Annotated in this window: 3 protein-coding genes (1 of these 3 running past the window's edge); all 3 read left to right on the forward strand. The window is 74.3% G+C overall.

Annotated features, from left to right (window positions below; genetic code table 11):
- Tightly spaced (each overlapping or abutting the next), the 3 genes in view from A9976_RS29900 to A9976_RS29910 form a layout consistent with a single transcriptional unit that may run on beyond the window.
- On the forward strand, positions 1–2,127 hold the full coding sequence (locus tag A9976_RS29900; RefSeq protein WP_183021964.1) for an AMP-binding protein: 2,127 nt from the start codon (positions 1–3) through the stop codon (positions 2,125–2,127).
- Entirely contained in the window at positions 2,124–10,055 is a 7,932-nt protein-coding gene (locus A9976_RS29905; protein ID WP_183021965.1) for a non-ribosomal peptide synthetase/type I polyketide synthase, read from the forward strand. Before A9976_RS29900 ends, A9976_RS29905 begins: the two co-directional genes overlap by 4 nt.
- Positions 10,052–12,179, forward strand: partial view of a type I polyketide synthase gene (locus A9976_RS29910; protein ID WP_183021966.1) — the 5' end (the start) only. The gene runs 2,516 nt beyond the window's last position; 2,128 of the gene's 4,644 nt are visible here — the first part of the coding sequence; the start codon lies at positions 10,052–10,054; its stop codon lies off the right edge, out of view. Before A9976_RS29905 ends, A9976_RS29910 begins: the two co-directional genes overlap by 4 nt.

The following is a 12,179-nucleotide window of genomic DNA, read 5'->3' on the forward strand; positions in this document are numbered from 1 at the left end:
ATGTCTGATGCAGACAAGGGCCTGGGCGAGGTCCTGCGCGCCCGGGTGAGCGCCGCCCCCGGCAAGACCGCGCTGCGCTTTCTGCGCCAGGGCGAGGCGCAGACCGAAGCCGCCAGCTACGAAGCGCTTTACGGCCGCGCCGCGTCCCTGGCGCAGGCGCTGGCCGCCCGCCAGGCGCGGGGCAGCCGCGTGCTGCTGATGTACGAGGCGGGCATCGACTTCGTGGTGGCCTTCTGGGCCTGCGTGCAGGCCGGCATGGTGGCCGTGCCCGTGCCGCTGCCCAAGCCCAACCGCAGCCTGCGCTGGTACGAGCACATAGTGCAGGATGCGCAGATCGCCTGCGTGCTCGGCGAAGGCGCGCTGCAGGCGCGGCTGGCCGCCGCCCTGCAGGCCAGCGCGCCGCTGCGCGCGCTGGCCTGGCTCGCCGAGGAGCAGGGCGGGCACCCGGCGCTGGCGCCCGTCGCCGCGCGTGGCGACGACCTGGTGCTGCTGCAGTACACCTCGGGCTCCACCGGCGCACCCAAGGGCGTGCGCGTGTCCCACCGCAACCTGCTTGCCAACGAGGCCATGATCCAGTCGCGTTGGGGCAACCATGCGGCCTCGGTGATCGTCAGCTGGCTGCCGCATTTCCATGACATGGGGCTGATCGGCAAGATCCTGCAGTCGCTGTATGTCGGCGCCGAGCTGGTGCTGATGCCGCCGGCAGCCTTCATCCAGCGGCCCGCGCGCTGGCTGGAGGCCATCTCCCGCCACCGGGGCAGCAACAGCGGCGCCCCCAATTTCGCCTACGAGGCCTGTCTGCGCGACATCGACGAGCGGCAGCTGGCGGGGTTGGACCTGTCGAGCTGGCAGGTCGCCTGGAGCGGCGCCGAGCCGGTGCGTGCGCGCACCCTGCAGGCCTTTGCCCGGCGCTTTGCGGCCTGCGGCCTGCGCGCCGAGGCGCTGAGCGGCTCCTACGGCCTGGCCGAGGCCACGCTGATGGTCACCAGCGCCCATCCCGGCCCCACGCCGTTGCTGCGCGTGGACGCGGCGGCCCTGCAGCACGGCCGTCTCCAGGTGCTGGAGCGCGCGCAGCCCGGCCAGCCGGGCCTGGACTGCGCGGACGGCGATGCCTGGCTGGCGGGCTGCGGCCCCTGGATGCCCGACCACCGCCTGCGCATCGTGGACCCCGCCACCGGCGCGCCGCGCGCCGACGGCGAGGTCGGCGAGGTCTGGTTCGCCGGTGCCAGCGTCTCGGACGGCTACTGGGGACAGGCCCAGGCCAGCCAGCAGGCCTGCCATGCGCGCCTGGCCGATGCGGCCGGGGACGCCACTCCCTATCTGCGCACCGGCGACCTGGGCTTCATCGACCCGGGCAACGAAGGCGCCGGCCAGCTCTACATCGTCGGCCGCATCAAGGACATGCTGGTGATCCGGGGTGTCAACCATGCGCCGCAGGACATCGAACACAGCGTGGCCCGCTGCGATGAAGCCTTCATGCCCGACGGCTGCGCGGCCTTTTCCGTGGTGGCCGATGGCCAGGAGCAGCTGGTCGTCGTGCAGGAGCTGCGCCGCAGCCACATGCGCCAGGTCGATGGCGCCGCGCTGCTGCGCCGGGTGCGCGAGGCGGTGGCGGCCCGGCATGCGCTGCAGCTGTTCGCGCTGTGCCTCATCGCGCAGGCCCACCTGCCCAAGACCACCAGCGGCAAGGTGCAGCGCCAGCTGTGCCGCACGCTGTTCCTCGAAGACCGGCTGGACTGCGCCTACGCCTGGCGGCGCGGCGCGGTCGATGCCCAGCAGGCGCTGTGCGCGGACGCGGGCCAGCAAAGCCGGCGCTACGGCGCGGTCGGCCTGCCCGGTGCCGCCGCAGTGCACGACGAAGCGGCCACGCTCGAATGGTTGCAGCAGTGGCTGCAGTCGCATTGCGACGTGGAGGCCGGCGGCGTGGACGCCGAACTGAGTTTTTCGGCCTTCGGCATGGACTCGGCGCTGACCGTGCGCATGGTCGATGCCCTGGCCCGGTGGCGTGGCATCGAACTGGAGGCAGAGGTCGCCTGGAACTACCCGTCGCCGGCCCTGCTGGCCTCGCATCTGGCGGCCTTGCCGCATCCCGCAGCCCGCGCACCGCACGAGAAGGTTCCCGCATGACGCTCCCCCGCGACGAAGACATTGCCATCGTTGGCGCGGCCTGCCGCTTTCCCGGCGGCGTGCACGATCTGGACAGCTACTGGGCCCTGCTGCAGGCGGGGCGCGATGCGCTGGCGCCCGTGCCGCCCCAGCGCTGGGACCAGGCGGCCCTGTTCGATGCCGATCCCGAGGCCGCCGGCAAGAGCTATGCCGCCGAGGCCGGCTTTGTCGAGGAAGTCGATCGCTTCGACGCGGGCTTCTTCGCCATCGCGCCCGATGAGGCGGCGGCCATGGACCCGCAGCACCGCCTGCTGCTGGAGACCGCCTGGCATGCGCTGGAGTCGGCCGCCCTGGCGCCCGATGCAGCCTTCGGCGCCCGCACCGGCCTCTTCGTCGGCCTGTGCTCGGACGACTATGCGCAGCTGTCGCTGCAGATGCACGAGCTGCCGGCGGCCTCCATGCACCAGCAGCTCGGCGGCATGCGCGCGCTGGCGGCGGGCCGCGTGGCCTACCACCTGAACCTGCAGGGGCCGGTGATGCAGCTGGACACCACCTGCGCCTCGTCGCTGCTGGCCGTGCACCAGGCCTGCCGCAGCCTGCGCAGCGGCGAGACTGACTGCGCGCTCGCCGGTGGCGTCAACCTGCTGCTGTCGCCGGCCCCCATGGTGGCGCTGAGCCGCCTGCGCGCGCTGTCGCTCAGCCAGCGCTGTCGCGCCTTCGATGCCGCGGCCGACGGCTATGCGCGCGGCGAGGGCGTGGCCCTGGTGGTGCTCAAGCGGCTGGCGGACGCGCAGCGCGCGGGCGATCCCGTCATCGCCGTGATTCGTGGCTCGGCCGTCAACCATGATGGCGCCAGCAATGGCCTGACGGCGCCCAACGGGCTGGCGCAGGAGCGCGTGATCGCCGCCGCGCTGCGCGATGCGGCGCTGCAGCCGTCACAGGTCAGCTATGTCGAAGCCCATGGCACGGGCACGCTGATGGGCGATCCCATCGAGGTCGGCGCACTGGCGCGCGCCTACGGACCGGCGCGCGGCGTGGCGTCCGCGCCGCTGTGGATCGGTTCCGCCAAGTCGAACATCGGCCACCTGGAGGCGGCGGCCGGGATGGCCGGCCTGCTCAAGCTGTGCGCGGCCCTGCAGCACCGGCAACTGCCGGCCAGTCTGCATGTGCAACGGCTGAACCCGCATGTGCCCTGGGACCGCATCCCCGTGCGCGTGCTCACCGAGCGCCAGGACTGGAGCGCGCCGCGCCGCGCGGCGGTCAGCGCCTTCGGGCTGAGCGGGACCAATGTGCACATGGTGCTCGAGGAGGCCCCCGCCGACGCGGCGGCGCAGCCGCCCGCCGGCGCCCCTCCGGCCCTGTGCCTGCTGCCCCTGTCGGCGCGCACGCCCGAGGCCCTGCAGGCGCTTGCCAGGCGCTACCGCGACCGCATGGCCGAGGGCGGCGGCACGGACCTGTGCACGCTGTGCTTCAGCACCGCCACCGGGCGCAAGGCCCTGCCGCAGCGCCTGCTTCTGGCGGCCGATAGCCTGGCGCAGGCCGTGGCGCGGCTCGACGCCTGGCTGGCCGCCCCGGCCGCAGCCACCGGCGTGTGGACCGATGCGGCCGCGCTGGATGCCGGCGCCTTGCCGGCCGCGCTGCGCGATGCCGGTCAGGCCTGGCTGCGCCGCAAGCCCGTGGACTGGGCCGCCTGCTTCCCGGGCCACCAGGGCCGCCGCTGCGCCCTGCCGCGCTATCCGTTTGCGCGCGAGCGCCATTGGCTGGCGCGCCAATGGCCGTTCGCCGGCGCGGCCGTCCCGCAGGCCGCCAGCAACCTGGCGTATGCACTGCAGTGGCAGCCCTGGAGCGCCACCCCCGGCGCCCAGGCGCCGGCCTGCCTGTTGCTGAGTGCCGACACCGCCTGCGCACAGGCGCTGGCCCGGGCTCTGCAGGCCCAGGGCGCGCCCTTCGTGGCGCATGCCACGGTGCAGTCGCTGCCGCAGGACAGCCAGGCAGGCCACTGCGTCTGGCTGGCGCCCGAGGGGCAAGCGCTCGAAGCCGTGCTGGACGAACTGGCTGCCGTGGCGCAATGGGTGCAGGCGCAGCCCGCCGCGCTGCGGCTGTGGGTCGTCACCGGCCAGGCCTGGGCCGACGCGCCGGACCTGAACAGCGCCGCGATCTGGGGCTGGGCGCGTTCGGTGCGGCTGGAACTTGGTCCGCGCTGGGGCGGCCTGGTCGATCTGCCGGCCGGCGAGGACCGCCAACCGCTGGACGCGCTGGCCGCCTGCCTGGCCAGTACCACGGCGGAGGACGAATTCGCCATCCGCGCAGCGGGCCGCGCGGTCGAGGTGCCGCGTCTGGATGCCGCGCCGCCGCCGGCTGCCGCCGCCGCCTTCGCCTGCGACCCGGCCGGCAGCTATCTGCTGACCGGCGGCCTGGGCGCGCTGGGCATGGCGCTGGCGCAGGAGCTGGTGCAGGCCGGCGCGCGCCACCTCGTGCTGGCCTCGCGCGAAGGGCCGCAGCGCCTGCTGCGCGACGCGGCCTGCGCCGGGCGCGTGGCCACCTGGCGGGCGCGCGGCGTGGCCGTGGACGTGCTGGGCCTGGATGTGTCCCGGGCCGATGCGGTGGCGGATTGCCTGGCGCAGCTGGCGCGCGACGGCCGCCGGCTCAAGGGCATCGTGCATGCGGCCGGCGCGCTCGACCAGGCCGGCCTGTCGGAACTGGGCCGGGACGGCGCCTGGGGCGTCGGCTGGCGCGCCAAGGTGGACGGCGCGCGCCATCTGGACCGGCTCAGCCGCGCTGCCGCACTCGACTTCTTCTGGCTGTGCTCCTCGGTCACCGCGCTGTGGGGCATGCGCACGCTGGCGGCCTATGGCGCGGGCAATGCCTTCCTCGACGCCATCGCCGCGCAACGCCGCGCCCAGGGGCTGGCGGGCCTGTCGCTGCGCCTGGGCCGGCTGGAGATCGCCGGCCTGATGAGCGACAGCGACGCCGCCGTGCTGGACGCCATCGGCATTGCGCCGATGCGCCTGCCCGCGCTCATGGCCGGCATCCGCCAGGCGGCGGGCGCGGCCGATGCCGTGGCCACCCTGGTCTCGGCCGACTGGCCGCGCTTTGTGCGCCACCGGCGCGAGCAGGGCGCGGCCACGCTTTTCGAGCGGCTGGCCGCCGGGCCGGCCGAACCCGCTGAGTCGGCCGAAGCACCGGCCGTCGCCCCCGGCGCCACGCACCCGGCCGGCGAGCGCCGCGACTGGCTGGCCCGGACCCTGGCCGAGGCCATGAAGCTGCCCGTGGCGCGCATCGAGGAGGCGTCCAACCTGTTCGAGCTGGGGCTCAACTCCGTGATGTCGGTGCTGGTGCGCCAGCGGCTGGAAGCCGCCTGGGGCTTGCGCACGGCACCCACGCTGCTGTTCGAGCAGCCCAGCCTGGACGCGCTGTGCGCTTGGCTCGATGCGCGGCTGCAGGCACCGGTTCCCGTGCCGATGCCCGCCGTGCCCGCCGTGCCGGTCGCGGCCGCCGCGCCGCGCACCGTCTTTTTGTTCAGCGGGCAAGGCTCCATCCATGCAGGCATGGGCCGCAGCTTCTATGCCGGCGAGCCGGGCTTTCGCCGCACCGTCGATGCATGCTGCGCCCAGCTGCAGGCGGAGTTCGGCCTGGACCTGCGCGAGCGCCTGTTCAGCACCGATCCCGAGGCGCTGGCCCACACCGGCGAGGCGCAGCCGGCGCTGTTCGTCATCGGGCTGGCGCTGGCCCGCATGTGGGAGGCGCAGGGCGTGCGTGCCGACCTGCTGATCGGGCACAGCGTGGGCGAGTTCGCCGCCGCCTGCCTGGCCGGCGTGTTCTCGCAGTCCGACGCGCTGCGCCTGGTGATGGCGCGGGCGCGCCTCATGCAGGCCCTGCCCGAGGACGGCGGCATGTGCGCGGTGTTCGCTGCGCCCCAGGCCCTGGACGGCGTGCTGGCGCGCTGGCCGCAGCTGTCGCTGGCGGCCGTCAACGCGCCGCGCCAGGTGGTGCTGTCGGGCGAGCGCAGGGCGCTGGCGGACTGCGTGCAAGCGCTGCAGCAGGCCGGCCTGGTCTGCCAGCCGCTGAGCGTGCGCCATGCCTTCCATTCGCCGTCCATGCAGCCCATGCGCGAGGCCTTCGCGGCCGTGGCGCGCACGCTGGCCTACCAGCGGCCGCAGCGCGCCCTGATCTCCACCGTCAGCGGCCGGCGCGCCGGCGACGACATGGCCGGCGCCGACTACTGGGTGCGCCATGTCGAGGCCACCGTGCAGTTCGCCGATGCGCTGCGGCTGGCGCTGCACGAGGGGGCAGGGCGCTTCATCGAGATCGGCCCGCGCAGTGCGCTGACCGGCCTGGCCCAGGAAATCGTCGCCGAATCCGGGGACCAGGCCACCGCCGGGCATGCGGGCGACGCGTCGCCACGCCACCAGTTCCTGGCCACGCTGGCGCGCGAGGAGGGCGCCTTCGAGGCCTGGCAGGCCGCGCTGGCGGCGCTGCGCCCCGCCGCCACGGCCCTGCCGGTGCTGGTGCCCGAGCCCGCGCAGCGCCACCAGCCCTTCCCCATGACGCCCATGCAGCATGCCTACTGGCTGGGCCGCCATGCGGCGGTGGCCGGCGGGCAGGTCGCCATCCACATGTACCTGGAGCTCGATGTGCCGGCGCTCGACGTGGCGCGCATGGAGCGGGCCTGGAACGCGCTGGTGGCGCGCCACGACATGCTGCGCGCCATCGCGCGGCCCGACGGCTCCCAGCAGGTGCTGGCCGAGGTGCCGGCCGTGGTGCTGGCCTGCCATGACGCGAGCGGCGCCGATGCGGCGCAGCGCGAGGCCCACCTGGCCTCGGTGCGCGCCGCGCTGTCGCACCGCAATGCGGCGCTGGACCGCTGGCCGCTGTTCGAGCTGCGCGTGACGCACCTGCCCGAGGCCGTCTCGCGCCTGCATTTCAGCCTCGACGGCTGGTGCCTGGACGGCTGGAGCTACCAGATCCTGTTCCATGAGCTGCACCGGCTCTACACCGATCCGCAGGCGGCGCTGCGCCCGCTGGGTCTGGGCTTTCGCGACTATGTGCTGGGGCTGCGCGCACTCGAACAGGGGCCGGCCCATGCCCAGGCCTGGCAGCGCTGGCAGCAGCGCCTGCCGCAGCTGCCGCCGCCGCCGCGCCTGCCCCTGTGCGAGGCCGGCGACCCAACCGGGGGAGCGGTCGGCGCGCGTCCCGGCTTCGGCCGCTGGCAGCGCCAGCTGGACCGCACCGTCTTCGCCGGCCTGCAGCAGCGCGCGGCGCGCCATTCGCTGACGGCAGCCACGGCCATGCTGGCCGCCTACGGGCGGGTGCTCAGCCGCTGGAGCGAGTCCACCGATCTCACGCTCAACGTACCGCGCTTCAACCGCCAGCCGCTGCACCCGGACGTGCCGCGCCTGGTGGGCGAGTTCGCCTCCTTCACCCTGCTGGCCGTGCGCCGCCGGGCCGGCGAGGACTTCGCCACGCAGGCACGCGGCCTGCAGGCGCAGCTGTGGGAAGACATGGAAGGCCTGCCCGTGGCCGGCGTCACCCTGCTGCGCGAACTCAACCGCCTGCACCGGCTGCAGGCCCTGGAGGAGGGTGCGGAGCCGGCCGCCGCGGGCGCGCCCGTGCTCATGCCCTTCGTGTTCACCAATATGCCCGAGGAGGCGCTGGACGGCGAGCACATCGGCCTGCTCGACGCCTGGGGCGACGACGGGCGCGTCAACGACTTCATCACGCAGACGCCCCAGGTCTGGATCGACTGCCAGTACCACCTGCGCGACGGCGGGCTGTTCGTGTTCTGGGACGCGCTGCAGGCGCAGTTCGCGCCAGGCCTGCTCGACACCCTGTTCGACGCCTATGTCGGCCTGCTGCAGCGGCTGGCCAGCGACGACGCTGCCTGGACCGCCATCGATCCGCTGCCCCTGCCGCCGCCGCAGGCGCAGGTGCGCGAGCGCGTCAACGGCCTGGTCGCCGCGCTGGCGCCGGACCGGCTGCACGCACGCTTTGTGCGCAGCGCGCGCCAGCATCCCGAGCGCCCCGCCGTGCTGGGCCAGGGCGCGGCCATGAGCTATGGCGAGCTGCATGTCCAGGTGCGCGACATCGCCGCGCGCATCCTGCAGGCCCTGGGCCGGCGCCCGGACGCTGCGCCGGCGCCCGTGGTGGCGGTGGTCATGCCCAAGGGCTGGCAGCAGGTGGCCGGCGTGCTCGCGGTGCTCGCGGCCGGTGCCGTGGTGCTGCCGCTCGATGCCGACCTGCCGGCCGCGCGCCTGGCCTGGATGCTGGGCGATGCGGGCGCGGACCTGGTGCTGGTGCGCGCGCAGGGGCCGGCCGGCCTCGCGGACCCGGCTGACCCGGGTCTGCCGCAACTGGTCGTCGAAGATCGCCTGACGCACAGCGACGCCGGCACGGACTGGCCCGTGCGCCCGCACGACGGCCTGGCCTGCATCATCTACACCTCGGGCTCCAGCGGCGAGCCCAAGGGCGCGCGCATCGGAGAGCCGGGCCTGGTCAACGCCATCGACTACACGCTGCAGCGCTTTGGCATCGACCACCAGGCCCGCCTGCTGGCCCTCACTCCGCTTCACCATGACATGGCCTGCTTCGACCTGTTCGGCGCTCTGAGCGTGGGTGCGGCCATCGTCATGCCCGAGCCGGCGGGTGCCAGGGACCCCGGCCACTGGCTGCAGCTGATGCGCTCGCATGGCGTCAGCGTGTGGAACAGCGTGCCCGCCATGCTGGAGATGCTGCTCAGCCATGCCCGCGCCGACGAGGCCCTGGTGCGCCAGGCCTGCACCCGGCTGGCCACGGTGTTCCTGGGCGGCGACTGGATCGCGCTCACGCTGCCCGCGCGGCTGCGGCAGCTGAGCCCGGCCGCCCAGGTGGTCAGCGTGGGCGGCCCCACCGAGACCACGCTGTGGAACGTGATGCATGCCGTCGAGGGCGTCGCGCCCCACTGGCGCAGCATTCCCTACGGCCGGCCGATCGCCAACACGCGCTACCACGTGCTGGACGCGCTGCTGGAGGAGCGGCCCGACGGCGTGGTCGGCGAGATGCATGTCTGCGGCGTCGGCGTGGCGCGCGGCTATGTGGGCGATCCCGCGCGCAGCGCCGCCGCCTTCCTGCGCCACCCGCGCACCGGCGAGCCCATGTACCGCACCGGCGACCTGGGCCGCTACGGCGCCGACGGCACGCTCGAATTCATGGGCCGGCGCGACCGGCAGGTCAAGATCTCGGGCGTGCGCATCGAGCCCGCCGAGGTCGAGGCCGCGCTGCTGCGCCACCCGGGCGTGGCGGCGGCGGCGGTGGTCATCGCCGGCGAGGGCGCGCGCCGCCAGCTGGCCGCGGCCTGGGTGGCCCATGCCGGCCTGGCGCCACAGGCCGAGGCGCTGCGCGGCCATGCCGCCGCAGTGCTGCCGCCGGCCCTGCGGCCTGCGGTCTGGCTGCCGCTGCCGGCACTGCCGCTGACGGCCAACGGCAAGGTGGACCGCCGCGCCATCGCCGCGCTGGCGCTGGCCCAGACCGCGCAGGCCCGGCCGGCCGCGGCCCCGGGCCAGGCCCTGGCGCCGCGCATGAGCGCCGTGCAGCAGCACATCACCGCGCTCTGGGCCGAACTGCTGCAGCGCCCGGGCGTGGGCCTGGGCGAGAACTTCTTCGAGGCTGGCGGCAATTCGCTGCTGGCCACCGAACTGTTCGTGCGCCTGAAACAGGCCTATCCGCAGCTGGCCTCGGTGGTGACGCTCTATGAGCACCCTACCGTCGAGGCCCTGGCCGCGCACCTGCAGCCCGGTGCCGCGCCGCCGCTCAGCGGTGGCGCGCTGCCGGCCGCCGCCTCGCGCGGCGAGCGCCGGCGCGCGCTGCACCGGGGCGTAGCGACGCCCGGCGTACCGACGCCCACGCCTTCCGATTCCCCGCCAGCCGGCGCCACCGGCGCGCTCCCCTCCATCCACCTCCCATTGCTGCCATGACTCCAGAGCACAGCGCAAGCTACCAACTTCCCTCATTGAACGGCACGGTCGCCATCATCGGCATGGCCGGCCGCTTTCCGGGCGCCGACGACGTGGACACGCTGTGGCGCCATGTCTGCGCGGGCCGCGACGTGCGCGGCGGCGGCGAGGTGCCGGGCGCGGGATCGGGCTACCTGCTGCAGGGCATGGAGGACTTCGCGGCCGAATTCTTCGAGGTGCCGCCGCGCCAGGCCAGCCTGCTGGACCCGCAGCACCGGCTGTTCCTCGAAGTGGTGTGGCATGCGCTCGAAGACGCGGGCTATGTGCCCGACCGCTGCCCCGGCCATGTGGGCATCTATGCGGGCGCCAACTTCAACAACTACCTGTTCAATGTGGCCGACCACTTCGACCTGGAGGCCATCGACACTTACCTGGAGGCGATGATCGCCAACGACAAGGACTACCTGACCTCGCGCGTGGCCCACAAGCTGGGCTTCAGCGGGCCGGCGGTGAGCGTGTCCACCTCGTGCTCTACCTCGCTGGTGGCGATCGCCACGGCCTGCCAGAGCCTGCTGGACCTGCAGTGCGACATGGCGATCGCCGGTGGCACCGGCCTCAATGTGCCGCAGCAGCGCGTCTACCGGGACTACCAGGAAGGCGGCATGTCGCGCGATGGCGCCTGCCATGCCTTCGACGCCGATGCCACCGGCGTGGTCCACGGCAGCGGCCTGGGCGTGCTGGTGCTCAAGCGCACCGAGGACGCGCTGCGCGACGGCGATGCCATCGTCGCCCTGGTGCGGGGCTTCGCGGTCAACAACGACGGTGCGCGCAAGGTCGGCTACGCGGCCCCCAGCGTCGAAGGGCAGGCCGAGGTGCTGGCCGAGGCGCTGGCCATGGCCGGCATCGACGCCGACTCGGTGGGCTACATCGAGGCGCATGGCACGGGCACGCCGGTGGGCGACCCCATCGAGTTCGCGGCGCTGTCCCGGGTCTATGGCGCGCAGGGGCCCAAGCGCTGCGCGCTGGGCTCGATCAAGAGCCATGTCGGCCACCTGGGCGCCGCCGCCGGCGTGGCCGGCAGCATCGTCGCCGCGCTCGCGCTGCAGCGCGCCACCCAGCCGCCGATGCTGCACTACCGGCGCCCCAATCCCGCCATTGACCTGGCTGCCAGCCCGTTCGAGGTGCTCACGCAGGCGCGCGACTGGCCGCGCCAGGACGCGCCGCGCCGCGCCGCCGTCAGCTCCTTCGGCATCGGCGGCACCAATGCCCATGTGGTGCTCGAAGAGGCGCCGCCGCTGCTGGACCGGCCTGCGGCCGATGGCATGCAGCTGGCGGTGCTGTCGGCACGCAGCCCCGAGGCGCTGGAGCGTATGGCGCAGCGCCTGGCCGACCACCTGCAGGCCCGGCCCGATCTGCGGCCGGCCGACATCGCCTTCACCCTGGCCCAGGGCCGCAAGACCTTCCGCCACCGCCGCAGCCTGGCCTTCGACAGCGTGGCCGACCTGGCCGGCCAGTTGCGCAAGCCCGGACGCGCCGCCGCCGCCGAGGCGCCCCAGGCCGTGGCCTTCATGTACCCCGGCATCGGCGCCCAGCATGCGGGCATGGGCGCGGCCCTGTACCGCCAGGCGCCGGTCTACCGCGAGGCCATCGACCGCTGCGCGGCGCTGCTGCAGCCCCGGCTGGGGCGCGACATCCGCAGCGCGCTGCTGGCGGATGGCGAGGGCGGCGCGGCCGACGCGGTGGCGGCCGACCTCGCCGATGCGCCCTTCGGCATGGCCTGCGTGGTCGCGGTCGAGATCGCACTGACGCAGCTGTGGCGCAGCCGTGGCGTGCAGCCGGCCTGCCTGATCGGGCACAGCCTCGGCGAATATGCCGCTGCCTGGGCCGCCGGGGTGTTCACGCTGGAGCAGGTGCTCGAAATCGTGGTGCTGCGCGGCGAACTGATCCGTGGCACGCAACAGGGCGCCATGCTGGTGGTGAGCCTGGACGAGCCCGCGCTGCGCGAGCGGCTGCCGGCCGGCCTGTCCATCGCCGCCGTCAATGCCGAGCGCATGTGCATGGTGTCGGGCGCGGCGCGCGACATCGCCGATTTCGAGGGCGCGCTGTGCCGGGACAAGGTGGTCATGCAGCGCCTGGGCGTGGACC

The organism is Delftia sp. UME58, assembly GCF_014170385.1.
In the GTDB taxonomy this organism is placed as follows: Bacteria; Pseudomonadota; Gammaproteobacteria; order Burkholderiales; family Burkholderiaceae_C; genus Comamonas; species Comamonas acidovorans.

Coding starts and splice junctions, on each gene's coding strand:
- A9976_RS29900 (WP_183021964.1), top strand. CDS start 1: ATGTCTGATGCAGACAAGGGCCTGGGCGAGGTCCTGCGCGCCCGGGTG.
- A9976_RS29905 (WP_183021965.1), top strand. CDS start 2,124: ATGACGCTCCCCCGCGACGAAGACATTGCCATCGTTGGCGCGGCCTGC.